Genomic DNA, 25,096 nt, shown 5'->3' with positions numbered 1-25,096 from the left:
CCTACGAGAGCAGCGCGGCGACCCGCGGCGCGAGTGCCCGGAACGCCTGCGACCGGTGACTCGTCGCGTCTTTCTCGGCCGTGCTGAGCTCGGCTGCCGAGCGGCTCTCACCGGCGGGGCAGAAGATCGGGTCGTAGCCGAAGCCGCCGGATCCTGACGCCTCGTCGAGAACGTGCCCTGACCAGGTCGCGAGCTCCACATATTCGTCGGATTCGACCGACTCGGCCGGGCCGTCGGGCCCGACGGAGGCGACCGACGGCGGTATGACGAGCGCCGCTGCGCACACGAACGAGGCGCTACGATCGGCGCCGCCGAGGGCATCGAGGTTGGTCAGCAGCAGGCGGAGGTTGTCGCCTTCGTCGCGGGTGCCGGCATAGCGGGCGGAGTGGATGCCCGGGGCTCCGTCGAGGGCGTCGACCACGATGCCCGAGTCGTCGGCGAGGGCCGGCAAGCCGGTGTATTCGGCGGCGGCCCGGGCCTTGATCAGTGCGTTGGCCTCGAAGGTGTCGCCGTCTTCGACCGGTTCTGGGCCGTCGTAGGTGAGGAGCTCGACTCCGTCGAGGGCATCGCCCAGGATCCGACGGAGCTCGGCCACTTTGTGGGCATTGTGCGTCGCCAGGACGACTTTCACGGTCGAGGGTGCCACGGTCACACCTCCAGGGTGCGCTTCTGGATCGCGCTGAGGTCGACGGCGCCCGCCAGCGCGAGGTCGAGCAGCGAGTTGAGCTCGTCGCGGTCGAAGGGGGCGCCCTCGGCCGTGCCCTGCACCTCGATGAAGGTGCCCGAACCGGTGACGACGACGTTCATGTCGGTCTCGGCGCGCACGTCTTCGACGTAGGCGAGGTCGAGCATCGGTTCGCCGTCGATGATGCCGACGGAGACGGCCGAGACGCTGTCGGAGAGAGGCGTGGCCTTCTGGGCGATGAACTTGTTGTCTTTGCCCCACTGGATCGCCTGGGCTAGCGCGACGTAGGCGCCGGTGATGGCAGCCGTGCGGGTCCCGCCGTCGGCCTGGAGCACATCGCAGTCGAGCACGATCGTGTTCTCACCGAGGGCCTTCATGTCGACGACGGCGCGGAGGCTGCGGCCGATGAGGCGGGAGATCTCGTGCGTGCGCCCGCCGATCTTGCCTTTGACGCTCTCGCGGTCGTTGCGGGAGTTCGTGGCGCGCGGCAGCATGGCGTATTCGGCGGTGACCCAGCCCTTGCCCTTGCCGGCGAGCCAGCGCGGCACGCCGTTCGTGAACGACGCCGTGCAGAGCACGCGGGTGTTGCCGAAGCTGACGAGGGCGCTGCCCTCCGCCTGCGGGCTCCAGCCGAGCTCGATGGTGACCTCGCGAAGCTGGTCTGTCTGTCGGCCGTCGGCGCGTTCTGTCATGCGGTGTTCTCCTTGGTTCGGTTCGCCCGGAATCCCGGGGGAAGATCGATCGTTCCGGTCTCGAGGTGGCTCACCGTCGAGACCTCGGGGCCGAGAAAACGCTTGGCGAGCCGGATGAAGCCCGCCTGGTCGGCACCGGTGGCCTGGAAGTCGTAGAGGGGCGCAGCGCCATCGCGACGGTCGAGGTCGTGGGCGACCAGCGTCGAGTAGACGTCGTTGGCGGTCTCTTCGGCGCTCGAGACGAGGGTCACGTCGGGGCCCATGACGTACTGGATGGCTGCCGACATGAGCGGGTAGTGCGTGCAGCCGAGCACGAGGGTGTCGATGCGCGCGTCGCGGAGCGGGGCGAGGTACTCCTCGGCGACGGCGCGCAGCTCGGTGCTGGAGGTGTCGCCCGTCTCGACGAACTCGACGAAGCGCGGGCAGGCCTGCGTGAAGAGAGCGAGATCGGGGGCGGCCGCGAAAGCGTCTTCGTAGGCCCGCGAGTCGATTGTGCCGGAGGTGCCGATCACGCCGACGCGACGGGTGCGCGTCTGCTTCATCGCGGCGCGCACGGCCGGCTGGATCACTTCGACGACGGGGATGCCGTGCGGGCCGGTGTAGCGCTCGCGAGCATCGCGGAGCACGGCCGCGGATGCCGTGTTGCAGGCGATGACCAGCAGCTTGACGCCCTGGGCCACGAGATCGTCCATGACGGCGAGCGCGTACTCGCGCACCTGGGCGATTGGCTTGGGGCCGTAGGGCATGTGCTCCGTGTCGCCGACGTAGCGGATCGACTCCCGCGGCAGCTGATCGATGATCGCCCGAGAGACGGTCAGGCCGCCGACGCCCGAGTCGAAGACTCCGATGGGTGCGTCCGTCACGATGGTCGAGTCTACCGGTCGGGCCGCTGCCGAATTTGAAGGAGATCCGCGCGCTCGACCCCGCGCGATCGGCATGACTTCGTCGGCGTCCGCGGGTTTTTCCTTCGAATTTGCAAGAGGCCCGCGGCACGATGGCGGGGCCTAGGCTGGCTGCGTGACCAGTGCACTCCTGACCGACCGGTACGAACTCACCATGCTCGACGCGGGCCTCCGCGACGGCACCGCCCTTCGCGAGAGCGTGTTCGAGGTGTTCACCCGGCGCCTCCCGCCGGGCCGCCGCTACGGCGTCGTCGCCGGCACCGGCCGGTTCTTGGAGGAGCTCCGTCGTTTCCGCTTCGGCGAACCGGAGCTCGAGTGGCTGCGCGAGCAGAACGTCGTGGGCGCCCCCACGATCGACTGGCTCGCCGACTACCGGTTCACCGGCAACATCTGGGGCTATCGCGAGGGCGAACTCTTCTTCCCGAACTCGCCCCTGCTCATCATCGAGTCGACATTCGCCGAGGCGGTCCTCCTCGAGACGCTCGCGCTGAGCGTCTTCAACTACGATTCCGCCGTCGCCAGCGCTGCGGCGCGCATGGTCGCGGCGGCAGACGGGCGCCCGCTCGCCGAGATGGGTTCGCGGCGCACCGGAGAGTGGAGCGCTGTAGCGGCAGCTCGGGCCGCGTTCATCGCCGGCTTCGGAGCGACGAGCAACCTCGAGGCGGGTCGCACCTGGGGAGTCCCGACGATGGGCACTGCCGCCCACGCATTCACGCTCCTCTACGACACCGAACAGGCCGCCTTCACCGCGCAGGTCAACGCGCTGGGCCCGTCGACGACGCTTCTGGTCGATACCTACGACATCGAGGCCGCGGTCGAGACGGCCGTGCGGGTGGCCGGGCCGGAGCTCGGCTCCGTTCGCATCGACTCGGGCGACCTCCCCCAGCTCGTCGCGCAAGTGCGGCGCCAGCTCGACTGGCTCGGTGCGACCGGCACGAAGATCACAGTCACCAACGACCTCGACGAGTTCACGATTGCGGCGCTGCGGGCAGCCCCCGTCGACAGCTACGGCGTCGGCACCAGCGTCGTCACAGGCTCGGGCCACCCGGCCGCCTCTATGGTCTTCAAGCTGGTGGCGCACCGCGACGACACGGGCGAGTGGGTGTCGGTCGGCAAAAAATCCGCCGAAAAGGCCACCGTCGGCGGTCGCAAGTTCGCCGTCCGGGCCCGGCGCAAGGGAATCGCGTCCGAAGAGATCGTCCGGGTTGGCTCGACCGAAGTCGGCCCCTCCGAACGGACGCTGCTGGTGCCGCTAGTGACGGACGGCACGATCGACGAGCTCTGGACAGGCCCCGAGGGCGTCCTCCGTGCCCGAGCGCACCGCGAAGCTGCCGTGGGCGAGCTGCCGCAGGCGGCGTTCAGCCTGGGTCGCGGCGAACCGGTGATCCCGACCCGTTACGAGTAAGCAGGGCGGGTCGGGGCGAGACCCCGAGCCTGTCACTACCGGGTCGAGCCGACGAGGCCTCTACTCGGACTTCATCTTCTCGTAGATGGCCTTGCACATCGGGCAGACCGGGAACTTCTCCGGGTCGCGACCCGGAGTCCACTTCTTGCCGCAGAGCGCCTTGACGGCCTTGCCAGACAACGCCGACTCCATGATCTTGTTCTTCGGCACGTAGTGCGAGAAACGTTCGTGGTCGCCCGGCTCGATGGCCTCCTCGTTGAGGAGTTTCTCCAACTCGCGGTCGAGAACGTCTGTTCCGCCGCCGGTGATTTCGCTTCCGCTACCCGTGTCGCTCATGCCAACCATCGTACGCCGCCCGCCGCGTCCTCTGAAGGGCGACCCGAAGGATCCTGCTCCCCGGCACCCGGCGCGGGTCAGCTCCGCAGCGCGAACGCCAGCAGCTCGGGGGCTCGGCGGGAGAACACCCACGACCCGATGGCCACTCCCGCCACCAGCACGACGACTCCGGTGCCGAGGCCCGTCCAGAGGGCGGTCGACGCCAGGTCGCTGCGCCCGTCGAGCGTTGCGACGATCGCCATCACGCCGGTCGGCACGCTGAGGAGGACAGCCCCGCCGACGAGCAGCGATTGCGACCAGCCGGCCGCCGAGCTCGTCGACTGGGGTTGCTGGAACGGGTCGTCACCGGGGCGGACTGCCGCGTAGGGCAGCGCTGCCGACAGGATGCTCGACAAGCCGAGACCGCAGAAGAGCAATGAGACGCAGATGCCCAACTCAGGGCCGTAGGCGGTGTAGTCGCCCCGCAGGGCCACGGCCACCAGCGAGCCGACGAGCGCCAGAGGAATGCCGATGACGAGGGCGGGGGTCAGCCGTCCGAGGCGATCGGGGAGCCCGCGCGTATTCGCCGAGATGTGCATCCACAGGGCCGTGTTGTCATAGGCCACGTCGTTGTGGGGCAGGAAGCCGAGCAGCAGACACATGACCGGCACGGGGATGAGGGCGAGCAGACGCCAGTCGATGCCCGCGATTCCGAGAGGCACGATGAGCACCGGGAGGAACGGGAGGATCACGAGCGACCAGCGGTATCGGGCGTCGCGCACCCAGTACGTCAGGCTGCGCGCGGCGATGGCGCCGCCCGGTGTTCCCCGAGTGAAATCGAACCAGCCGAGGCTCACTCGCTCCGCCTCGAGAGTGGGCGCCGGCGGGCGGTGCAGGGCGCGACCCACCAGCATCCGCCAGACCCACCACAGCACGGCGAGCGTGAGCAGGGCAACGACGACGTCGGCGACCACGCGACCGGTGCTGCCGGTGGCGGCGTGGCCGGGAAGGGCAACCGCGGCACCGAAGGGCGTCGCGGCGAGGAGAGACGCGACGGTGCCGGATCCTCGGTATCCGCCCGGAAGCACGACGCGGATGAGGTCGATCACGAGAGGCACCAGCACGAGGGCGACGACCACGCCTCCGACCGTAAGGAGGTCGCGGGCACGGCGCCCGGTGATCATCGTGTTGATCGTCGAGGCGACCAGCGCGAGGAGGAGCGCCGTGAGCCCCGCGAGAACAGCGGACACGACGGCCAGAGCGGCGATGCCCGAACCCTCGCCGAACGACCGGACGTAACCGGCGCCGAGGATCAGCAACGACAGCGTCGGCAATCCGATGGCCCCGGCGAGGGCGAGACCGCCGGCCGCGGCGTCGGTGCCGATCGGGTAGCCATACAGGCGACGTGGGTCTCCCCACGGCGGACGCGACGAGGCGAACGGTGCGACGAGGAACGCCACCAGCAGAAGGGCGCCACCTCCGACCACGAGCGCTTGGACCTCGGGCAGAGGGTCGAAACGAAGGCGGCTGGTCAGCGTCGCGACCGCGATCGAGGCCGCGAGCACGATGACAACTCGCACGACCGTGGCGAAGGCCGGACGCAGGCCGAAGCGCACGAGGTTCGCGATCGAGAGCAGCCTCAGTCGGAGAAGCTGTGCAACCATTCCATCCCCTCCGTCGCTGCTCCCCCGCCGGCCAATTCGACGAACCGCTCCTGCAGCGAGCGACCCGCCCGCACGTCGTGGACCGTTCCCTGGGCCAAGACGTGCCCGTCGACGATCACGGCGACGCTGTCGCAGATGCGTTCGACGAGATCCATGCTGTGGCTCGACAGCAGCACGGTGCCGCCGCCGCGCACGTAGCGCTGGAGGATCTCGGTCACGGTCGCGGCCGAAACGGGGTCGACGGACTCGAACGGCTCGTCCAGGATCAGCAGTCGGGGCGAGTGGATGATCGCGGCCGCGAGTGCGACCTTCTTCGTCATGCCAACCGAGTAGTCCATGACGAGGCGTCCGAGGGCGTCCTGCAGGCCGAATGCCTCGGCGAGGTCGGCGGTCCGCTTGCGAGCGGTGGCACCGTCGAGACCCCGGAGCGTGCCGGCGTAGTACAGGAATTGCGCCCCCGTGAGCCGATCGAACAGCCGCAGCCGGTCGGGCAGCACGCCGAGCGATCTCTTGGCCTTCGATGACTCCTTGGCGCTCCAGACGTCGTCGCCGAGGATCGTCACGGTTCCTTCGTCGGGGCGGAGCAGCCCGGTCGCTATCGACAGGGTGGTGGTCTTGCCGGCGCCGTTCGGCCCGACGATTCCGTAGAACGAGCCCGCGTGCACGTCGAGGTCGATGTTCTCGACGGCCGTCGTCGCGCCGTAGCGCTTCACCAGGCCCTTGATCGAGAGCACGACGGGCGCGCTCTCGCGAGCGGCATCGGCTGAAGGATCCGACTCGGGCAGCGGGGTCTCGTCGACCTCCGTCTTGGGATCGTCTTCGGCGATCGGGGCAACGGTCGCGTCCGCCTCGGACTCGGCGTCTGACGCGGGCTCAGCCATGGGCGTTGGCTCGGCTACGGGAGCGGGTTCCGCCTCGAGAGCTTCGTCCGGCTCCGGCTCGACCTTGAGTTCTGCCGGTGCCTGCGGCTCCGGTGACGCGATCTCGACAGGCGCCTCGGCCGATGCCGTCGGCGACGGCGACGTGCGCCTTCGCGTCGCGGCGGATGCGCGCGGTGCGCGGGCCGGCGTCACACGGACGACCGGCTCGGCCTCGTCGGCGATTGAGTCGGAGTCGGCGACGGCTTCGCTCTCGTCGGCCGCGGCCTTAGCCGCCTCGGCCTTCACCTTCGCCGCTGCTTCCTTCGCCGCGGTCGCCTTGGCTGCGGCCGTCTTGGAGGCGGCCGTCGTGCGCGACGCCCCCGCCGGCTTCGAGGCAGTGGTCTTCGCACCAGTCGTCTTCGCGGCAGCGGCCGTGCGGGCGGTCGCGGGCGTCCGTTTCGGCGTGGGCTTGCGAGCACCCGGGGTCGCCGGGGTCCGCTTCGCAGCCGGTGTGCGCGTCACCGGAACCGCCTTGTCGGCGGGTGCCCCGCCGGTCTCGATCTGGTCGCCCTGCCCGTGTGCGACCCCGCCGTCTGCGCCTTCCGTGTTGCTCACGGTGTCCCCCAATGCACGAGTGGTCGTCGTCCTTCTTCCAGGACGCTCAACCGTAGCAACCGGTCGAGGATCCCGGTCCCCGCCTCCCCGAGGCGAGTCGCCGACGTCACGAATAGGCGACAAACACCTGACAATCCGTCCCCCTACTACCCTTTGCCGGTACTCTCAAATTGCACATCGCTGTGCCGCAGACGACAAACCCCAGGTGTGACGACGACGAACAGTCGGTAACGCACGGGCTGCTCTCGCCCCGGGCGAAGCGCCCGGCCGGGTTCGAACCAGAGGAGACACGCATGAGCACGCAGATCGTTATTTTGGCAGCGGGTATGGGCACGCGCCTCGGCCGCTCCCTTCCGAAGTGCCTCACCGAGCTGGCCGACGGCCGCACCATCATGCAGCAGCAGATGGAGAACATCCGCAGCGCCTTCGGTGCCGACGTGAAGATTACCGTCGTCGTCGGGTACAAGTACGAGCACATCGTCGAGGCCTTCCCGACCGCGAGCTTCGTCTACAACGAGCAGTACGACCAGACCAACACCTCGAAAAGCCTACTTCGCGCGCTCAAGGCGACCGGGTCGTCGAGTGTGCTCTGGATGAACGGCGACGTCGTCTTCGACCCCGCAGCCCTCACCCGCGCCGTGCCGTACATCTCGTCCGACCAGTCGTTCGTCTCGGTCAACACCTCGAGCGTCTCCGACGAAGAGGTCAAATACACCACCGACGCCGAGGGCTTCATCGACGAGCTCTCGAAGCAGGTCAAGCACGGTCTCGGCGAGGCCGTCGGCATCAACTTCGTCTCGAAGGCCGACAAGGCCGACCTGATTCGCCAGCTCGGTCGCGTCGACAGCCAAGACTATTTCGAGCGCGGCATCGAGCTGGGCATCGAACAGAATGCCCTACGCTTCGTACCGGTGGACATCTCCGACCTCTACGCCGTCGAGGTCGACTTCGCGGAAGACCTCGAGCGCGCCAACCTGTTCGTCTGACGCGTTCGGCGGGGTGTCCTGACGACATAGGACTCCCGTGACGACTTTCCCTACCTCTTCGAGCACCATCGCCCCGCCCCGAGCGACCGGCCTCGCGCGCTACCGGCAGGTGCTCTGGCTGCTGACGTCGCGAGACCTCAAGGTCCGCTACTCGACGAGTGCGCTCGGCTACCTCTGGTCGATCCTCGACCCGTTGCTGATGAGCGCGATCTACTTCTTCGTCTTCACCGTCGTCTTCAAGCGCGACGTCGGCGAAGAGCCGTACATCGTGTTCCTGCTCAGCGGCCTCCTCGCCTGGCAGTGGTTCACCGGTGGGGTGTCGGATGCCACGAAGGCGTTCACCTCCGACGCCAAGCTGGTCCGGTCGACGAAGATCCCCCGCACCATCTGGGTCAACCGGATCGTGGCCTCGAAGGGCATCGAATTCCTGTTCAGCCTCCCCGTGCTGGCGATCTTCGCTCTGATCACCCGGGCCCCGCTGCACTGGGAAGTGGTGTTCTTCCCGCTGGCGATCATCCTGCAGGCCATCCTCGTCACCGGCCTCGGCCTCATCATCGCGCCGCTCGTCGTCTTCTTCCGCGACCTCGAGCGCGCCGTCAAGCTCATCCTGCGCTTCCTCTTCTACGCGTCGCCCATCATCTACGGCACGAAGAACCTCCCCGAGTCCTTTCACGTGGTCGCGGCTTTCAACCCCCTCAGCGGCATCTTCGGGCTCTACCGATCGGCATTCTTCCCCGATCAGCTCCGACCGCTGGAGGTCGTCGTCGCCGCCCTCATGTCGGTGGTGATTCTGTTCGTCGGGATCCTCGTCTTCCGCGCCTCGGAGCGCGCCGTCTTGAAGGAGATCTGATGGGCGAGAACCATCCCGTCATCCGGGTCTCGGGCGCCGGCATCCGGTACCGCCGCAATCGTCGCGCCCGCCGGTCGTTCAAAGACCTCTTCGCCGACAGCAGCCGGCGCACCAGACCGGGCGAGTTCTGGGCCCTCCGCGACGTCTCGTTCGAGGTGCAGCCCGGCGAGTCGATCGGGGTCGTCGGCCGAAACGGCCAGGGCAAGTCGACCCTGCTGAAACTCGTGGCCGAGGTCGTTCTACCCGATGAGGGTCGCGTGTCGGTCGAGAAGGGCGTAGCGCCGCTCATCGAGATCACCGGCGGCTTCGTGGGCGACCTCAGCGTGCGCGACAACGTCTACCTGACCGCGGGCCTCCACGGCATGCGACGGGCCGAGATCGACGAAGCCTTCGATGAGATCATCGACTTCGCCGAGATCGCCGATTTCGTCGACACGCCTTACAAGCACCTGTCGAGCGGCATGAAGGTGCGAATCGCCTTCTCGGTGATCTCGCGCCTCGAAGAGCCCATCATTCTGGTCGACGAGGTGCTCGCGGTCGGCGACCGAGCGTTCCGGGAGAAGTGCTACCGCCGCATCGAGGAGATGCTCAGCGCGGGTCGCACGCTGTTCTTCGTCTCGCACAATGAGAAAGACCTCCGGCGCTTCTGCACCCGCGGTCTCTATCTCAACAAGGGGGCGCTGGTGTTCGACGGCCCGATCACCGAGGCGCTGGCGAGGTACAACGCCGATCTGGCTCCCAAGACCAAGGCGTAATGTCACGAGGATGCGACGATCCAAAAAAGCAGCCCTCGAGAAGGCCGAACTCGACCGGGCCTCAATCGAGAAGGTCGATCGGGCCGATTCCCGTTCTTCGGCCGTCGACGAGACCTGGGCCGTCCCGATCCAGGGTCAAGAACTGCGCGAGGTCGGTCGTGAATTGACGCGCGACACCGACAGCCCCAAATGGCAGCGCACTCTGAACCGGGTCTTGACGGTTCAGCACCCGGTCGTCGTCAGTCACGTGCGCCAGCTTCGACGCCGACACCCGAATCACACCCCGGCGCAGATCCTCCGCACTCTCGAGCGCGAATACCTCGCCGCCGTGACAACGGGTGGGGCCGCGGTGGGCGCGAGCGCCGTCATCCCCGGCATCGGCATCCCGCTCTCCCTCGCCCTCTCCGGAGCCGAGACGGCGTACTTCCTCGAGGCCAGCGCCCTCTTTGCCCAGTCGGTGACCGAGGTGCACGGGGTCGCCGTGACCGACCCGGAGCGCGCACGCACCATCGTCATGGCGATGATGCTCGGCGGGCCGGGCGCAGACCTGGTCAAGCAGCTCGCGGGCGAGGCCATCGGCTCGGGCCCCGCGCGATCGGCGTTCTGGGGCGACCTCGTCGCCGAGCGCCTGCCGAAGGCGTCGCTCTCCGGTCTCTCCGGGCTCGTGCGCAAAGAGTTCACCAAGCGCTTCCTCCGCTCGCAGTCGACGTCGATCATCGGCCGCGCGATTCCGTTCGGCATCGGTGCCGTGATCGGTGGCGTGGGCAATCACACGCTCGGTCGCCGGGTCGTCACGAGCTCCCGTACCGCCTTCGGGCCGCCGCCCGCGTCGTTTCCGGTCGAATTAGGATCCTGACCGCCGTCTGCAATTACTCGGCACACGGGGTCGTCTTCGCCTCCACAGACCCTCGCCCTTCGGGGTTATCCCCAGCAATTGCTCCCTCCACAGGGGTGCCGGGCCATTCGTCGTAGGCCCCTTTTAGGGTCGTTCCATGAGAAGCCACGCCCCTGCCTACCCCGTCCCGTTCTGGATCGACCGCGACGATGCTCCGCACGTCATCCGCCTCGTCAATATGAGTGACGAGAGGGTGACCAACCTCCGAGCGACCCTTCTCGGGTCGGGCCACTTGGTCCCGCTCGAACCACTGACCCTCGAGCCGGGCAGAAGCGCCCGACTCACCCTGATCGGAGTGGAGAGCACCGACTCCATCGTCGTCGTGCGCTGGTTCCGCCCCGATGGCGAGGAGTACCTCTGGCGCATCAGCTTCTGAGGCCGGCGGCGTCGCCGCCGGGCCGCTCCGTCAGCTGGGCTGGCGCCCGGCTCGACGGCGCTGCTCGGCGACATAGTCGGCGGCGCTGAACGCCTCGAGAAGCGCCGGGAGGTGATCTGCAGTGAGTCCGGCGACGAGCTGCGCCGGGTCGATGTCGAGAACTGCCGAGATGCGTACGAGCGTGTGCAGCACGGGGTTGCCGATGCCGCGCTCGATCTTGCCGTAGTTCGAGACGTTCATGCCCGCCAGATGGGCGACCTCGTCTTGACTGAGGGCAAGCCGTAGTCGTTCCGCCTTGATCCGTTCGCCGACGATGCGTGACGCTTCAGAACTGGGAGCAGGCATACCCTACGAATACGGCACCCACGTCAGCATGTCCAGACTATATAAAGAGGCACTCTTTATGCCTCATTTGTATATGCCTTATTTGTGACTAATCGCGATGAGAGTCGTCGCCATCATCTGGCCCCGCCTCAGAAGCATCACCCGACGGTGACGCCTCCGGGCGCGGGTTCTGTGCCGCGAACTCGTGCCACCGGCTCTCGAGAAGCGCGACGGCCGACTCGAATCGCCGGGTCGCCACCCCCGGAGTCGTGTCGCCGAAGTGGTGTTCGGCCCAGAAATCGAGGCGCTCCCGCGCATCGGAGTCGAGAAGCACTCGATCGACCAGTCGAACGATGTCGCTAGCCTGATCGGCCGTCACCCACTCGGCCGACCCGAGATAACCCCCCTCGTCGACCTCGGCCTCGGGCGAGACCGGTCGTGCAATAAGCAACGGTCGCCCGGTGGCCAGCCGGTCGTAGACCATCGCCGAGATGTCGGTGATCGCGACATCGGCCGCAGCGAGCTGCCAGCCGAGGTCGGGACCGTCGTCGAAGAGGTGACCGGCAGCGGGATCCTTGCGGTTCGCCTCCTCGATCAGACGCTTGATGCCCTCGTGAGCAGCGCGATACTCGGGGTCGCGCACACCGCTGCGCGGATGCGGCCGATAGACGACCCGGTGCCGGCCGGTCGCAAGCAGCGCCGGCACGAGCGCCGAATGCGACGCGATCGACCCGTACGCGGCGGCGGGACGGTCGCCCTCCCAGGTCGGAGCGTAGAGGACGACGATGCGGCCGTCGGGCGTATAGGGCAGTGCGCCAGCGAAGTGGTCCGCCTGGGGGCGCCCGATCAGAATGGCGCGACGGTCGAGGTCGTAGTCCCAGAGCTTCGCGCCGAGCCGCTGCAGAGCCGCCTTGCCTGCGACGAACGCGTAGTCGTACGTCTTGAACTGGTTGGTCGTCATGTACATCTTGTCGCTCTCGCCGTGATTGACGAAGACGTGCCACATGCGCCCGTATCGCATCATCTGGAAGTTGCGAGAGTTTTGGTTGACGTACAGGGTCATCGCGATCGGCTGCGATTCGACGAAGGCCTCCAGGTCGGCGACCTGGCGCGCATAGGCCACCGGAACCGGCGACTCGGACAGCAACGCCAGCATCGTCGCGGGGCTTCGTACGACGATCGCAACCGGGGTCGTCTTGTTGAGATGCGCCAGGGGCGCGTACCACTGCCGAATTTGATAGAGGTTCACCGGCCCGTCGGCGAAATAGACCGCGACGCGCACGACACCCGGCCGAGGCGCTGTGAGGGTCAGGTCGCGTTTCGCCAGCTGCTTGCGCGTACGACGGGCGCGCACCGAGCGTTTGACCAGCCCGAGGGCGAGACCGAGATCTCGAACGATCGGCATCAGGCTCCTTCGAAGTGGATGACGGCGGTGGCGGCACCGGCGACGGGTCTGGTGGCCCGACCAATTCCGCTCTCTCTCAGCATTGCAGAACCCGCCTTAGAGAATCGGAGCGCGCCCGGCGCGGGTCATCCGGATGACCGTCCGCCAACCCATCGACCGGCGCCCCCCGGGAGCCGAAGACCACCCCTCTCGGAATCCAGTGAGCCAGGGGCGCATGCGGTCGGGTCGACGACCCCACCGCACCAGCGTCACCAGAGTCCAGGATCCGACGTAGACCGGCACGAGAGGCCACGGCAGATTGCGCTTGGCCAACCACACGCGGTTGCGGGCGTTGAGCCGGTAGTACTGGCTGTGCCGCGCCGGGTCGATGGCGGGGTGGTGAGCCACCAGGTCGCCCGCGTACCAGACACGCAAGCCCTGCGCCCAGACCCGCCAGGCCAGCTCGATGCCCTCGTGGGCGTAGAAGTAGGGCTCTCCCCAGCCGCCGCACGCGTCGAACACGCTCCGACGCAGGAGGGTCGCGCCCTCCCATACCGAGAAGACGTCGCCCGAGTCAGTGGCCGACCCCTTCTTCAGGCGAGGGATCCATCGGCGCGGGTCTCCGGCACCGCGCGGGTCGGTTACGCGCGGCTGAAGCAGGCCGATGTCACCCGCCGTCTCGACGAGGGCGATCGCGTCGGCCAGGAAGGTGTCGGAGGCGAGGGCGGCGTCGTCGTCGAGGAAGAACACGTATTCACCGGAGACCGCCTCGGCGCCCCGGTTGCGCCCGGCCGAGATTCCGACGTTCTCAGGAAGCACGAGCGACCGCACGCCACTCGGAAGCGCGCCGGGATCAGCCCCGTTGCCCACGCAGACGATGTCGAGCTCGACGTCGATCTGCCGCAGGACCGACTCGAGCCCGGCCCGCAGGTCGTCCGGTCGACGCCCCTGGGTCAGGCTGACGACGCCCACCGTCGACCGGACAGGCGGCGAAACGCTCAGGATCGCACCCGCTTCGACGACATGATGGCCACGAAGTGCCCGACGAGGGCGAGCAGCGACAGCGGCGTGAGAATCTGGAGGAGAAGACGGTCGGCGTGCATCTGACCGACGAAGATGCCGACGATCGACACCACGAAGATGATCATCGTGAGCTCGACCGAGTGATACAGCCGATGGAACGGCACGAAGCGGGCAGCTCGCCGCAGCCGTGCCAGAAGGCGACCGCTCGGCACGGTCACTCCCCCGCGCTTGTCTTCGAGCTTGTTGAGACCGGCGTTCGCCCGGGCGACGTGCACCATGTCGTTCAGCGCCTTGTTCAAGACGATGATCAGCGCCAACGTCAACCCGAGGGTGGTCCAGAGGAAGTCGGCCGGGGCCTGGAACGGGAATCCCGCCGCCCGGAACCCCAGCATGACCGGAATGAGCGCCTCGGTCGTGTAGTGCCCGACCTTGTCGAGAAACACCCCGGCCGGCGATGACGTGCCGCGCCAGCGGGCCACCTCTCCGTCGCAGCAGTCGATCAGCATCTGCACCTGCCCGAGCACGAGCGCGAGCAGCGGCCCCGCGATGCCGGGAATCAGCAACGAGAAGGCGGTCGCCCACCCGGCGAGGATCATCAGCCCGGTGACACCGTTGGCCGAGATGCTCGTGCGCAGCAGCACCCAGGTCAGGTACGGCGAGATGTCACGCAGGTAGAGCGAGGCGGTCCAGTGCTCGGCATTGGCCCGGCTCCGCACCTCCGGTGGTTGCGCGACGCGCTTGAGCTCGGCGATCGACGAGGGTCTCGATCCGGGCGAAGGCGACATTCTTACCTTCCGACGTGGGCGGTGATGTTCTTGGTCAGCGAGAGGAACCCGGCGACGAAGCCGAGCCCCCAACCGAAATGGATGCAGGGCAACACTACGAGAAACCACAGTCTCGTCCGTGCGTCTTCCTCGCGGGCGGCCGTCAGCGTGGCAACGACGACGAATACGAGATAGACGGCCGGAACGGCGAAGCCGACGAGCAACCACCCCGCCCAGGATCCGAGGACGGCGCCGATGATGCCGACGATCCCGACCAGTGCACCGACACCCACCCCGAGCACCATCGCGGGCGGTACGAGGTAGCGGAGCGAGTTGGCGAGCTTGAATCGGCGCACGAGCTCACCGCGCCAGATACCCGTGGCGACGAACTGGCGGACGAGCTTGCCGAGACTCGGCCGGGGCCGATACGTCACGGTCAGGGCGGGGGTGAACCACACGGTGCCGCCCGACGCGCGGAGGCGCCGATTCAGCTCCCAGTCTTGACCGCGCTTGATGTCTTCGTCGAACAGGCCGACCTCGATCAGGCGACTGCGTCGGAAGACACCCAGGTAGGCCGTCTCGGCCGGGCCCTCCTTGCCTCCCACGTGATGGGGAGTGCCACCGAGACCGACGCGGCTGCCATAGGCGCGCGCGACGGCCTTCTCGAAGGGGGTGCGGCCCTCCGCGTGCATGATGCCGCCCACGTTGTCGGCCCCGCTGCGGAGCAGGGTCTCGACGGCCAGCCGTGTGTAGTCGGTGGGGAGCACGGAGTGCGCATCGACGCGGACGGTCACGGGGAACTTCGAGGCGAGGATCGCGACGTTGAGGCCTGCGGGAGTGGAGCCGACCGGATTCGGCACCGATCGGATCCTCGGGTCGGCCTGAGCCAGGCGCGCGACGACCTCATTTGTGCCGTCGACGCTCGGCCCGAGGGCGAGCAGCACCTCGAACGGGCCCTCGTGATCCTGCGCGACGAGCGACGCCACAGCCGACTCGATCTCATGCACCTCGTTGAGGACGGGCATGACGTACGAGACGCCGACGGTGCGGCTGTCGACCGAGTCGGCGCCGAGGGCGTCGTCACGATCGTGGGTGCTCATGTCGTCCTGGCATGGGTTTGACGGTCGGCCGGGCGCCGTCCGGGGAAATCCGGACGAGCTTACCAGGGCGTCTCCGTCCGGTTGCCGGGCGTCATCCCTTGAGCGTGCCGAGGGTCACCGTCAGCGACTTGGTGCTGCCATCTCGGATGTACGTCAGCGAGGCCGTCGAACCGCCCGCGAGAACGCGCACCTGGGCCGAGAGATCGGTGCCGCTGGTCACCTGGATGCCGTCGAACTTCGTGACGACGTCGCCGGCACGGAGGCCCGCCTTCTGAGCGGCGCCACCCGAGGTCAGGGTCTTGATGAGGGCACCGGTCTGCGTCGCCGACGTGTCGCTCGTAGCGTCGTCGACGGAAGCCCCGAGAAGGCCGTGCGTTGCCGAACCGGTGTCTTTGATGTCGTTCGCCACGCGCTCGACGAGCTTCGACGGGATCGAGAACCCGACCCCGATGCTGCCGGCGGCACTGCTCGACGACGACGATCCGCCGGCGCTGGCGATAGCCACGTTGATGCCGATGAGCTTGCCGTCGGTGTCGAGCAGGGCACCGCCCGAGTTACCCGGGTTGATGCTCGCGTCCGTCTGGATCACGGGGAGTGCGATGGTCGAGGTCGTCGAACCGGAACTGCCCTGGCCGTTGTCGAAGCTGAACGGGCCCTGGCCGTTGTTGTCTTGCGAGCCACCCGAGGTGTCGCCGCCCGTGTCGGGGACGGCCGACGAGGCGACCGTGATGCTCCGGTTGAGGGTCGACACGATGCCGTCGGTAACGGTGTTCGAGAGCCCGAGGGGGGCGCCGATCGCCACGGTCGTGTCGCCGACGTTGAGTTTGGACGAGTCGGCGAACGTGATGGGAGTGAGGCCGGTCGCGTCGATCTTGATGACCGCCAGATCGACGAGAGGATCCGTACCGATCACCTTGGCGGAGTACACCCGGCCACCCGAGGTCGTCACCGACACGGTTCCCGTCGAGCTCGCTCCGTCGAGGGTGACCACGTGGGTGTTCGTGACGATGTAGCCGTCGCTCGTGAGGATGACGCCCGAACCCGTGCCACCCGAAGAGCCCGACGTCACACCAATGGTGACGACCGACGGGGTCGCCTTCGCCGCCACCGCGGTGATCAGCGACGCGTCTTTGTAGTGGCCGATCGAGAGGGTGTCGCTCGTGCCGCCGGTGGCCGTGGTGGCCCCCCGACCGAGCAGGGCATAGCCCCCGGTGGCGACGAGAGCGCCGATCACGGCGGCAACCGCAGCGACCGCGACGAAGCCGCCCAGACCGCTTCGCTTGCGCCGAGGGGAGGCCGGACGCTGCCAGACATCGTCGGAACCGGCTTCGGCGGCCGGCCCGGGCTCGCCGTTCTCTCGGAGCATGCCGAAGGCCGAGGAGTGAGCTCCGGCGTACGGGGCGTGCGACAGCGACGGCGGAGCCTGGTGCACACCGGAGGTCGGCGCGGGTGCGGGGCGTGTGTCGGCCAGAGAAGAGGGAGTCTCACCGGGGAGAGCCGGAGCGCCGACCGGGGCCTGCCACGGCGAGCGCTGCTCGGGGACGACGGGTGCGGTCGTGTCGGCGAGGGGCTCCGTCGGGTTCGTCTCAGACGAACCGTGGTTGTCGGAAGGGCCGGCGTTCTCGGATGAACGGTCGTTCTCGGAAGAGCTGTCGCTGCCGGGGAACTGACTCATGCGCGGAGGGATCCTTTCGTGTCTCGACGGCTCTGCCGGCGATCCTCCTGGACCTCCGACACACCGCGAGCGAACTGATTTCACATCATAGGCTGGCTCTGTAAGGGTCAGCCGAGAACGCCGACCCCGGCCACGAGCGCTTCTGCTCCGAGACCTGACGAGGATGCCATGACGACACCGGCCCCCTGGGAACGCGCCGCTCGCGGCGCCATGCTCCTCGACAGCCGCGGGCATCTAGCGCCCACGATCTTCGCCGAGATGTCCGCCCTCGCCGCGGCCACCGGCGCCATCAACCTCGGTCAGGGCTTCCCCGACGAAGACGGGCCCGAAGAGGTTCTCGAGGCGGCCCGCCGAGCCATCACCGACGGCGTGAACCAGTACCCGCCCGGGCGTGGCATGCCAGTGCTCCTCGAGGCCGTCACCTCGCACCAGAAGCGCTTCTACGGCCTCGATGTCGACCCCGTCACCGAGGTACTCGTGACCGCCGGTGCGACCGAGGCTCTGGCGGCGACGCTCCTCGCTTTCGTCGAGCCGGGCGACGAGGTCGTGACCCTCGAACCGTTCTACGACTCGTACGGCGCCGTCATCGGGCTCGCCGGTGGCGACCACCGCACTGTCGCCCTTCGCGGCCGCGACTTCGAGGTCGACGAAGACGAACTGCGTCGAACCATTACGGACCGCACCCGAATCATCCTGCTCAACGACCCGCACAACCCGACCGGCAGCGTCCTCAGCGAGACGACCAAGCGTCTGCTCGTCGAGCTAGCCCACCAGCACGATGCCCTCCTCGTCTCCGACGAGGTCTACGAGCACCTGCTGTTCGACGGCGCCGAACACCGCCCGATCGCGACCCTGCCCGGAGCGGCCGAACGCACCGTCACGATCTCGAGCGGCGGGAAGACGTTCTCCACCACCGGCTGGAAGATCGGGTGGCTCACGGCCCCGGCTGAGATCGTGACCCGGATCCTTGCGGTCAAGCAGTTCTTGACATTCGTGAACGGGGCCCCGTTCCAGCCCGCCATCGCCGTCGGCCTCGGCCTGCCCGACGCCTACTTCAGCGGAATCGCCGCCACACTGCAGAGCAAGCGCGATCTGCTCCGGACGGGGCTCGAGGCGGCCGGCCTGCCGACCTCGACGCCGCGCGGCTCGTATTTCGTGGTCGCCGACGCGCACGGACTCGGCTTCGACGACGCCGTCGACCTCTGCCGCCGCCTGCCGTCGCTCGCCGGGGTGGTCGGCGTGCCGATCTCGGCGTTCTGCCACGCCGACCTCGGCCGGGAGTATGCGTCGCTGGTGCGGTTCGCGTTCTGCAAGAGGTTCGAGGTGCTCGACGAGGCCGTCGGGCGGCTGTCGCGTCTCGGCGCTTAGTCCGCTGGCCGCTGGCCGCTCGCCGCACGCCGCTAATTTGAGAGCGATCCGCCGCTGCATTCCCACCCGTTACTGCCGTGCGGGAGTGTCTGCCCCGGATCGCTCGCAGAATGGTGCCCGTGCCCCCGAAGTCAGGCCGGAGACACCCGAAAGCGACGCAGCGCCAGCGCCGGGTTGACCTGCCGAACATGCTCGAGCCGTGCGCGCGAGATCTCGGCGACCGCAATGCCGGCCTCGTCGCCGAGGGTCGCGATCTCGACACCGAACGGGTCGACGATCATGCTGTTGCCCACGCCGATCGGCGGCACGTGGTCGGCTGCGGCGATGTAGATGGTGTTCTCGATGGCCCGCGCCGTGACGAGTGTGCGCCAGTGGTGCTCTTTCAGCGGCCCCCGCACCCACTCCGCCGGCAGCAGGACGACCTCGGCCCCCGCATCGACGAGAGTGCGGGTCACCTCAGGAAAACGCACGTCGTAACAGGTCTGGAGCCCGACCCGGAAGCCCTCGATCTCGAACGTCTGCGGGGCCTCGATATCGCCGGCGACGACCCACTCCGACTCTTTTGATCCGAACGCGTCGTAGAGGTGCTGCTTCGAATACGTCGCGGCTACCTCGCCCCTCGGGTCGACCGCCACGAGCGTGTTGGCAAAGCGACGAGGATCCGATGGCCGCGTCTCGACCAATCCCGCCACCACGTACAGGCCGTGCTTCGACGCGATGGTGCCCAGCCCGCGCACGAACGGTCCGTCCATCGGCTGAGCGCCCTCGACGAAGTTCACCCCGAGCTGCGCCTCGAAGAACGAGGAGTACTCCGGAAACACCGCCACGCTCGCCCCGCGCGCCGCGGCCTTCGCTGCCAGCTCGTCGATGACCCGCAGGTTGGCTTCGAAGTCGGCCGTCGGTGCGAACTGGGCCACTGCGGCGAGCATGGTGTCGGTCATGTCGCCACCCTAGCCGCGCTCGGCGAGGCGCTTTCTGACACGATGACTATCGGAAGGCATCCGTTCGGGTTTGGGGGAACACTTGGCGCACCACGGCTATGCAGTGATCGACTTCGAGACGACCGGCCTTTGGCCGGCCCGGCACGATCGTGTCATCGAAGTCGGCATCGTTCAGGTCTCGCCGAGTGGCGAGATCGAGGGCGAATACGAGACCGTCGTCAACCCGGGTCGCGACCTCGGCCCGACCCATATCCATCGACTCCGTGGCAGTGACGTGGCGGACGCTCCGTCCTTCCGCGACGTGGCCGGCGAGCTCCTCGACCGGCTCGCGGGCCGAGTCGTCGTCGCTCACAACGCGCGCTTCGAGGTCGACTTCCTCCGCGCCGAACTCGACCGAGTCGGCCTCGAGTCGCCACTCGACACCGATCGTGCCCTCTGCACGATGAAGCTGGCGTCGCGATATCTGCCGGGGTCGGGCCGGAAGTTGGCCGACTGCTGTGCCGCGTTCGACATCGATCTGACCGACGCGCACGAGGCGCTGGCGGATGCAAGGGCGACGGCGCAACTGCTCGGTCAGTACCTGAGAGTCGGGCAGGAGGACACGCGGGAGTGGGCGGCATGGGGCGACCGGGCAGCGACACTGCGCTGGCCTCTGACTACGTGGCCGGGATCCTCGTGGACTCCTCGGCCCCGCCTTGCTGTCGCTGACGTCGAGGCGACCGCGAACCACGTTGCACCGCAGAAATCCACCGCTCTCGCCGACGCCGCGACCCACCTGCCGGCGCTAGAGACAACTGACAGCGAATCGGAATACGCGGCCATGCTCGACCGGGCCCTCTCGGACGGCTACCTGTCGCTCGACGAAGCCGATGAGCTGCGGGAGCTCGCAGCCATGCTCGCGATCATGCCCGCGCGTCGCCGTTCTCTTCATGAGGACTACTTTCGGGCGCTGGTCGATGCGGTGTGGATGGACGGCATCCTCACGGCCGAAGAACGGAGCGAGCTTGACGCAGTCGGCCGCATGCTCGACATTCCCGCAGAGATGCAGGAGGCCGCACTCGAGCCGCCGGTGGCCGGATCCTTCGCCGGCGCGACCCTCCTTCGGACCGACTCGGTCACCCTCAATCCCGGTGACGTCGTGGTACTGACCGGAGACATGTGGCTGCCCCGGGCCGAGATCGAGCGACTTCTTGCGATGGTTGGCGTCGTCGCATGGCCAGCGGTAACCAAAAGGACAACGCTGCTCGTCGCCGCCGATCCAACGTCCCTGTCGGGCAAGGCCCGGAAGGCACGCGATTACGGGGTGCCGGTTGCGGCCGAGGCGGATCTTCGGCGTGTGCTCGCGGCCGGGTAACGCACGCCGCCGTGAGAAGCCGCGACCGGGCTCGTCTCAACGGCTGAGCTAGTCAGCGGGTCTGCCAGTCAGCGAGTCAGCGGATCGCTCAGGCCGAGCGACCACACGGCCACACCGCCGATGCGCAGCTGCTTCGCGTAGGCGAGACGAGCACGGTACGACTTCGCATCGGACCACCACACCACCGTGCCGTTCGACAGGGTCGCGTGCCACTCCCGCTGAGTCGTGCTCCAGATGGCCTTCGCCTTTGCCCGCTTGACCAGTGCGCGCGCCGCGCCATCCGACACCTGCGTGCCGTCGCCCTTCGCGGGCCAGGTGTAGCCGTACCCGGCGATGCCCAGTTGGATCCTCGTCGCGGGAACCGTGCGCACAAGCGGTGCCATCGTCTTCTTCACCCAGGGAAGCCCGCCCACCGGGCCGCCTTTCGTCCAGGTTGGACCGTGCTGGTCATAGGCCATGAGGACGACGTGGTCGGCCGCACGCCCCAGGCCGCGCACGTCGTAGCCGAGATCGGCGTAGCGACCCGTCGTCGCCATCAGGCAGATCGAGACGCTCTTGCCTGCCCCCAGGGCCGAATTCAGTTTCGAGACGAGACTCGTCAACTCCGTCGGGTACTTCGACGACAGGCTTTCGAGGTCGATGGTGACGCCGTCCCAGCCGTACTTCTGCACTTCGGCGGCCAGCAGCGCCACGACAGAGTCAATATTCGACGGCGAGCCGAGGAGGGCGTCACCGATGGCCGAGGAGAAATCGCCGAGATCCCCGTCGAAGTTGCCGACGAGCAGCTCCGCTTTCTCGTGCCGCGCGTGGGCTGCCTTCAGGAGCGCAAGCGCCTCCGGCGAGACGGCGCTCAGGCTCGCTCCCCCGCGCTCGACGTTGATGCCGTCGACCCCGACCGTCGAGAGAGCGGTCTTGGATGCATCGAGCCTGCTGGTCGGCGTCGAACCGGCCTCGGCATAGCCGACGACCTGCATCGTCGGGGCCGCGCTGGCCGGTGTCGCGGTGCATCCGGAGACCACCAGGCCGAAAACGGCGGTCACAGCCATCAACACGAACAACCGGGAGTTTCGAGAGACGTTCACCCGCTGAGCCTAACCAGCGAGAACCCCCGAGACGGTGGGTCTCGGGGGTTCGAGGCTAGCGACGGACGGCGTCGATCTTCAGCATGCGCGCGATGACCGAGTCGAGCTCGCTGTCGTCGAAGATCTTCTTCCAGTCGTCTTTGACAATCGACTCGCGGCCGTAGTCCATGGCGATGTGGCAGGCGTCCGAGAACGGGTTGGAGCCCCGCAGACCGTTCGTGAGGGCGATCCAGGTGTGGCCGTAGAGCATCGCACGAGCGGCCTCGTAGGGAACTCCGACGCCGTCGACGGTCTCCTCGAGGGCCTCTTTGAGGAAAGCCCCGACCATGCACGCGATGGTCTCGACGAGGGTCGGCTCGAGCACAGCGAGCTGCTTGACGGTGACGTAGTGCACGGCGATGACGGGAGCGTAGATCGTCGAGATGACCTGGGTGGCGAGCTCGCGCACCGGCGACGACTCGTCGACGCCCTCGAGAGCCGCGATGACCTCCTGCGGAGCGGCCACGCCACCGAAGGTGTCGGCCCACTCCTCTTTGGTCGTGCGCTCGAGGAACACGCTGGGGTGGCAGGGGTGCGCCACGGCGTAGTGGATGTCGTCACGCGCGGCCAGCAGCCCTGCGTAGGCGGCGGCGGGGTCGAGCGTGAGGATGATCGCCCCCGACTTCATCGCGGGAACGACGCTCTCGGAGACCTTCCCGAGCACGACGTCGGGGACCGCGAGGATCACGACGTCGGCGCCCGTGACGGCCTCGTCGGTGGCGGTGACGGTGCGGCCGAGCGACTCGATGTGGGCGACGCCGGCCGGCGAGGCCTCCGCATACAGGGTCGTGTAGCTGCTCTTGGCGAGGTTGTTCGAGACGCGCTGGCCCATCTTGCCGCCGGCGCCGATGACGGCGACGGTGATGTCGGCCGAGCCCTGGCCGTCCGCGTAGGTCACTGCCGGGGTCGTGAGGATGTCGGTCATGAGTTCTTCTCCTTGAGGTAGTTCAGGTTGTTCTTCGTCCACTCCGCTTCGACGCGGGTGGTGGTCTCGTCGTCGCCCTGCCAGGGCAGCCAGTGCTCGATGATCTGGCTGATCCCACGACGAGCGGGATCGATCGCCCGGCGCATTCCGTCGTAGTCGAGGCGTCCGGCACCGAGGGGCGCACCCAGTAGCGAGAATCCGACCCAGCCGGCCTCGCGGCTGAAGTCGAAGTCTTTGACGTGCCAGTTCACGACGTGAGGCAGGCAACGTCCGGTCACATCGCCGGGCAGCTCGAGGTTCGCAACGGTGTTCGCGGGATCCAGGCAGATGCCGAGGTTGGGGCTCCCGATCACCTCGACAAACGCGACGAGGTCGACCGACGACACCTGCTCGTACGTCTCGAGCGCCAGAGTGACGCCGGCCTCCTCGTAGCGAGGGAGCACGGTGCCGAGACGGGTGACGTTCTCGCTGGCAGACGGATGGTCGGATCCTTGGCTCCACATGCTCCGCACGAGCGTCGCACCAAGGGCGACGGCGATTTCGAGGTAGCGGAACAGGTGCGCAGGATCCGTGCCGCGCGTCCCCACCTCCAGCGTCAGGCCATGGCTCTCGGCGAGAGACCGCACGCCGGCGAGGCGCTCGTCGGAGTAGTCGTCGAGGGGCGCGTAATCGCAGATCTGAAAGACTTCCGCGCCGAGTTCGGAAGCATCGCGAAGCATGTCGTCGAGAGACATGGGCCGGGCGACCCGGTCGCTGAACCGCCAGAAGTAGGCGTAGGTGCTGAGACCGATGAGACCTCCGGCCGTGGTCGAGGCGGCGGTCATACCTGCACCTCGGCGCCGCACAGCACGAGCACCTCGTCGAGGATGGTGGCTACGGCCCCGGGGTCATGTGCGAAGCGGCCGAGGAACAGGCCTTTGACGGTGCCGCCGAGATCGGTGAGGAGTCCCGGACCGGCGCTGCCACCGTAGATGACCCGGCTGCCTTCGCGGCCGTCGAGCGTCAGGACGAACGACTCCAGCTCGGCGACCACCGCGGCGATGTAGTCGGGCGATGCCGGTGCGGGCGCCCCGATGGCCCACTGCGGCTCGTAGGCGACGACGACAGGGCCGGAGCCGGAAGCAGCCAGGGCGGCCTTGATCTGCTCCGTCATCTCGAGGGCTGCGAGGGCTGGCGACGACTCCGCTTCCTCGCCGACGCAGAGAAGGGGTGTCAGCCCGTTGCGGAGAGCGGCCGCGGTCTTCCGCGCGATGATCTCGTCGTCTTCGTGGAACAGCGAGCGACGCTCGGCGTGGCCGACCTCGGCCAGGGTGCAGCCGATCTCGGCCAGCTCGACACCGGAGACCTCGCCCGTGAAGGCGCCCTCGTCGGCCCAAGCGAGATCCTGCGCGCCGAGACGCACGGGAGCGCCCGCCAGTGCCTCGCGCACGGGTACGAGCGAGGGGAAGGTCGGCACGATGAACAGTTCGACGAGGCCCAGCTCGATCGCCGGGTGCCTGCGGGCGAGAGCGCCGATCGCAGTCGCCCACTCCACGGTGCGGGCGTGCCCGAAGTACATCTTGAGGCTCACCCCCACCGTGTAGGGAGCGGTCGTCGAGAGGGTCATGCGTTCGAGCCCACCGCCGCCGGCGTCGACGCGTCGAAGTGGGAGTGCTCGTAGGCGGTGATGACGTCGACCTTGTCGGCCGACGCACTGGTCTCGTCGAACGTATAGGTCAGCCATTCGCGAGCCAGGCGACGGGCCAGCTCGATGCCGACGACTCGCTGGCCGAACGTGAGCACCTGGGCATTGTTGGACAGGACTCCGCGTTCCACGGAGAAAGAGTCGTGCGCGGTGACGGCACGGATACCGGCCACCTTGTTCGCCGAGATGGCGACGCCGAGGCCGGTACCGCAGACGAGAAGGGCGCGGTCGGCCTCTCCGCGGGCGATCATCTCGGCTGCCGCGATCGCGACCGACGGGTAGGGGGTGTGAGCCGAGGCATCGACTCCCACATCGGTCACCGACGCTACGAGATCGTTGCCCGCGAGGTCCTGTTTGAGGATCTCCTTGTAGTCGAATCCGGCGTCGTCGGATCCGACGACGATGCGCAGTGGCTCGGTCATGGTGTTCTCCT

Annotated in this window: 26 protein-coding genes; 8 read left to right on the top strand and 18 right to left on the bottom strand. The window is 68.0% G+C overall.

Features of this window, described 5'->3' with window-relative positions:
* Position 1 precedes the first annotated feature (1 nt).
* Genes ITJ49_RS10710 through murI form a run of 3 tightly spaced genes read right to left on the bottom strand, consistent with a single transcriptional unit; the run spans position 2 to position 2,240 of the window.
* Positions 2 to 652: a non-canonical purine NTP pyrophosphatase gene (locus ITJ49_RS10710; RefSeq protein WP_370544476.1), complete on the bottom strand. Its 651-nt coding sequence runs from the start codon at positions 650 to 652 to the stop codon at positions 2 to 4.
* Positions 649 to 1,377: a ribonuclease PH gene (gene rph / locus ITJ49_RS10705; RefSeq protein ID WP_055962945.1), complete on the bottom strand. Its 729-nt coding sequence runs from the start codon at positions 1,375 to 1,377 to the stop codon at positions 649 to 651. Before rph ends, ITJ49_RS10710 begins: the two co-directional genes overlap by 4 nt.
* On the bottom strand, positions 1,374 to 2,240 hold the full coding sequence (murI, locus tag ITJ49_RS10700; RefSeq protein ID WP_370544475.1) for a glutamate racemase: 867 nt from the start codon (positions 2,238 to 2,240) through the stop codon (positions 1,374 to 1,376). Before murI ends, rph begins: the two co-directional genes overlap by 4 nt.
* A gap of 193 nt (positions 2,241 to 2,433) precedes the next feature.
* Between murI and ITJ49_RS10695 the strand changes: the two genes are divergently transcribed.
* Positions 2,434 to 3,684 carry a nicotinate phosphoribosyltransferase gene (locus tag ITJ49_RS10695; RefSeq protein ID WP_370544492.1) on the top strand — a complete coding sequence of 417 codons (1,251 nt, stop codon included), beginning with the start codon at positions 2,434 to 2,436 and terminating at the stop codon, positions 3,682 to 3,684.
* A gap of 60 nt (positions 3,685 to 3,744) precedes the next feature.
* On the opposite strand, the gene ITJ49_RS10690 is transcribed toward ITJ49_RS10695, so the two are convergent.
* From ITJ49_RS10690 to ITJ49_RS18220, 3 genes are all read right to left on the bottom strand, one after another.
* On the bottom strand, positions 3,745 to 4,020 hold the full coding sequence (locus ITJ49_RS10690; RefSeq protein ID WP_194605023.1) for a DUF3039 domain-containing protein: 276 nt from the start codon (positions 4,018 to 4,020) through the stop codon (positions 3,745 to 3,747).
* A 77-nt stretch (positions 4,021 to 4,097) separates the two neighbouring features.
* Positions 4,098 to 5,663: a hypothetical protein gene (locus ITJ49_RS10685; protein ID WP_194605020.1), complete on the bottom strand. Its 1,566-nt coding sequence runs from the start codon at positions 5,661 to 5,663 to the stop codon at positions 4,098 to 4,100.
* Positions 5,639 to 7,138 carry an ATP-binding cassette domain-containing protein gene (locus ITJ49_RS18220; RefSeq protein ID WP_370544474.1) on the bottom strand — a complete coding sequence of 500 codons (1,500 nt, stop codon included), beginning with the start codon at positions 7,136 to 7,138 and terminating at the stop codon, positions 5,639 to 5,641. Before ITJ49_RS18220 ends, ITJ49_RS10685 begins: the two co-directional genes overlap by 25 nt.
* Positions 7,139 to 7,431: 293 nt before the next feature.
* On the opposite strand from ITJ49_RS18220, the gene ITJ49_RS10675 reads away from it, so the two are divergent.
* From ITJ49_RS10675 to ITJ49_RS10655, 5 genes are all read left to right on the top strand, one after another.
* Complete coding sequence (locus tag ITJ49_RS10675) at positions 7,432 to 8,124, top strand: NTP transferase domain-containing protein (protein WP_055962958.1); 693 nt, start codon at positions 7,432 to 7,434, stop codon at positions 8,122 to 8,124.
* Positions 8,125 to 8,161: 37 nt separating this feature from the next.
* Positions 8,162 to 8,974, top strand: coding sequence for an ABC transporter permease (locus tag ITJ49_RS10670; RefSeq protein ID WP_370544473.1), 813 nt, complete (start codon positions 8,162 to 8,164; stop codon positions 8,972 to 8,974).
* Positions 8,974 to 9,729: an ABC transporter ATP-binding protein gene (locus ITJ49_RS10665; RefSeq protein ID WP_055962961.1), complete on the top strand. Its 756-nt coding sequence runs from the start codon at positions 8,974 to 8,976 to the stop codon at positions 9,727 to 9,729. Before ITJ49_RS10670 ends, ITJ49_RS10665 begins: the two co-directional genes overlap by 1 nt.
* Before the next feature lie 10 nt (positions 9,730 to 9,739).
* Positions 9,740 to 10,585 carry a hypothetical protein gene (locus ITJ49_RS10660; RefSeq protein ID WP_194605018.1) on the top strand — a complete coding sequence of 282 codons (846 nt, stop codon included), beginning with the start codon at positions 9,740 to 9,742 and terminating at the stop codon, positions 10,583 to 10,585.
* 136 nt (positions 10,586 to 10,721) lie between these two features.
* The gene (locus ITJ49_RS10655) at positions 10,722 to 11,000 is read left to right on the top strand and encodes a hypothetical protein (RefSeq protein WP_055962966.1); all 279 of its coding nucleotides are present in this window, start codon (positions 10,722 to 10,724) and stop codon (positions 10,998 to 11,000) included.
* 30 nt (positions 11,001 to 11,030) lie between these two features.
* On the opposite strand, the gene ITJ49_RS10650 is transcribed toward ITJ49_RS10655, so the two are convergent.
* From ITJ49_RS10650 to ITJ49_RS10625, 6 genes are all read right to left on the bottom strand, one after another.
* Entirely contained in the window at positions 11,031 to 11,345 is a 315-nt protein-coding gene (locus ITJ49_RS10650; protein ID WP_084816218.1) for a helix-turn-helix domain-containing protein, read from the bottom strand.
* An 88-nt stretch (positions 11,346 to 11,433) separates the two neighbouring features.
* Positions 11,434 to 12,729 carry a CDP-glycerol glycerophosphotransferase family protein gene (locus ITJ49_RS10645; RefSeq protein WP_194605015.1) on the bottom strand — a complete coding sequence of 432 codons (1,296 nt, stop codon included), beginning with the start codon at positions 12,727 to 12,729 and terminating at the stop codon, positions 11,434 to 11,436.
* A 96-nt stretch (positions 12,730 to 12,825) separates the two neighbouring features.
* On the bottom strand, positions 12,826 to 13,680 hold the full coding sequence (locus ITJ49_RS10640) for a glycosyltransferase family 2 protein (protein ID WP_370544472.1): 855 nt from the start codon (positions 13,678 to 13,680) through the stop codon (positions 12,826 to 12,828).
* 26 nt (positions 13,681 to 13,706) lie between these two features.
* Positions 13,707 to 14,516, bottom strand: coding sequence for a CDP-alcohol phosphatidyltransferase family protein (locus ITJ49_RS10635; RefSeq protein WP_194605012.1), 810 nt, complete (start codon positions 14,514 to 14,516; stop codon positions 13,707 to 13,709).
* A gap of 2 nt (positions 14,517 to 14,518) precedes the next feature.
* Positions 14,519 to 15,595 (bottom strand): glycosyltransferase family 2 protein, encoded by a 1,077-nt coding sequence (locus tag ITJ49_RS10630; protein WP_228514377.1) that lies wholly within the window; start codon positions 15,593 to 15,595, stop codon positions 14,519 to 14,521.
* A gap of 91 nt (positions 15,596 to 15,686) precedes the next feature.
* Positions 15,687 to 17,270 (bottom strand): S1C family serine protease, encoded by a 1,584-nt coding sequence (locus ITJ49_RS10625; protein WP_194605007.1) that lies wholly within the window; start codon positions 17,268 to 17,270, stop codon positions 15,687 to 15,689.
* A gap of 168 nt (positions 17,271 to 17,438) precedes the next feature.
* On the opposite strand from ITJ49_RS10625, the gene ITJ49_RS10620 reads away from it, so the two are divergent.
* Entirely contained in the window at positions 17,439 to 18,638 is a 1,200-nt protein-coding gene (locus ITJ49_RS10620) for an aminotransferase class I/II-fold pyridoxal phosphate-dependent enzyme (RefSeq protein WP_194605004.1), read from the top strand.
* A 131-nt stretch (positions 18,639 to 18,769) separates the two neighbouring features.
* On the opposite strand, the gene ITJ49_RS10615 is transcribed toward ITJ49_RS10620, so the two are convergent.
* The gene (locus ITJ49_RS10615) at positions 18,770 to 19,579 is read right to left on the bottom strand and encodes a carbon-nitrogen hydrolase family protein (RefSeq protein WP_194604999.1); all 810 of its coding nucleotides are present in this window, start codon (positions 19,577 to 19,579) and stop codon (positions 18,770 to 18,772) included.
* 70 nt (positions 19,580 to 19,649) lie between these two features.
* On the opposite strand from ITJ49_RS10615, the gene ITJ49_RS10610 reads away from it, so the two are divergent.
* Positions 19,650 to 20,933 carry an exonuclease domain-containing protein gene (locus tag ITJ49_RS10610; protein ID WP_370544471.1) on the top strand — a complete coding sequence of 428 codons (1,284 nt, stop codon included), beginning with the start codon at positions 19,650 to 19,652 and terminating at the stop codon, positions 20,931 to 20,933.
* Between the two features lie 68 nt (positions 20,934 to 21,001).
* Here the strand turns inward: ITJ49_RS10610 and ITJ49_RS10605 are convergent, their stop codons facing one another.
* The 5 genes from ITJ49_RS10605 to ITJ49_RS10585 are packed head-to-tail and all read right to left on the bottom strand — an operon-like array spanning position 21,002 to position 25,085.
* Entirely contained in the window at positions 21,002 to 22,015 is a 1,014-nt protein-coding gene (locus ITJ49_RS10605) for a glycosyl hydrolase family 18 protein (protein WP_370544470.1), read from the bottom strand.
* Positions 22,016 to 22,070: 55 nt separating this feature from the next.
* Positions 22,071 to 22,979, bottom strand: a complete 909-nt coding sequence (locus ITJ49_RS10600; protein ID WP_194604993.1) for a phosphogluconate dehydrogenase C-terminal domain-containing protein — start codon at positions 22,977 to 22,979, stop codon at positions 22,071 to 22,073.
* Positions 22,976 to 23,803 carry a sugar phosphate isomerase/epimerase gene (locus ITJ49_RS10595; RefSeq protein WP_194604990.1) on the bottom strand — a complete coding sequence of 276 codons (828 nt, stop codon included), beginning with the start codon at positions 23,801 to 23,803 and terminating at the stop codon, positions 22,976 to 22,978. The genes ITJ49_RS10600 and ITJ49_RS10595 overlap by 4 nt, the downstream gene beginning before the upstream one ends.
* The gene (locus ITJ49_RS10590; protein WP_194604988.1) at positions 23,800 to 24,585 is read right to left on the bottom strand and encodes a triose-phosphate isomerase family protein; all 786 of its coding nucleotides are present in this window, start codon (positions 24,583 to 24,585) and stop codon (positions 23,800 to 23,802) included. The genes ITJ49_RS10595 and ITJ49_RS10590 overlap by 4 nt, the downstream gene beginning before the upstream one ends.
* Positions 24,582 to 25,085, bottom strand: a complete 504-nt coding sequence (locus ITJ49_RS10585) for a ribose-5-phosphate isomerase (protein ID WP_194604985.1) — start codon at positions 25,083 to 25,085, stop codon at positions 24,582 to 24,584. The genes ITJ49_RS10590 and ITJ49_RS10585 overlap by 4 nt, the downstream gene beginning before the upstream one ends.
* Positions 25,086 to 25,096 lie beyond the last annotated feature (11 nt).

This window comes from Frondihabitans sp. VKM Ac-2883 (assembly GCF_015350875.1).
In the GTDB taxonomy this organism is placed as follows: domain Bacteria; phylum Actinomycetota; class Actinomycetes; order Actinomycetales; family Microbacteriaceae; genus Frondihabitans.
Note: the sequence above shows the minus strand (reverse complement) of the source record. Positions and strands in the feature narration are given on the sequence as shown.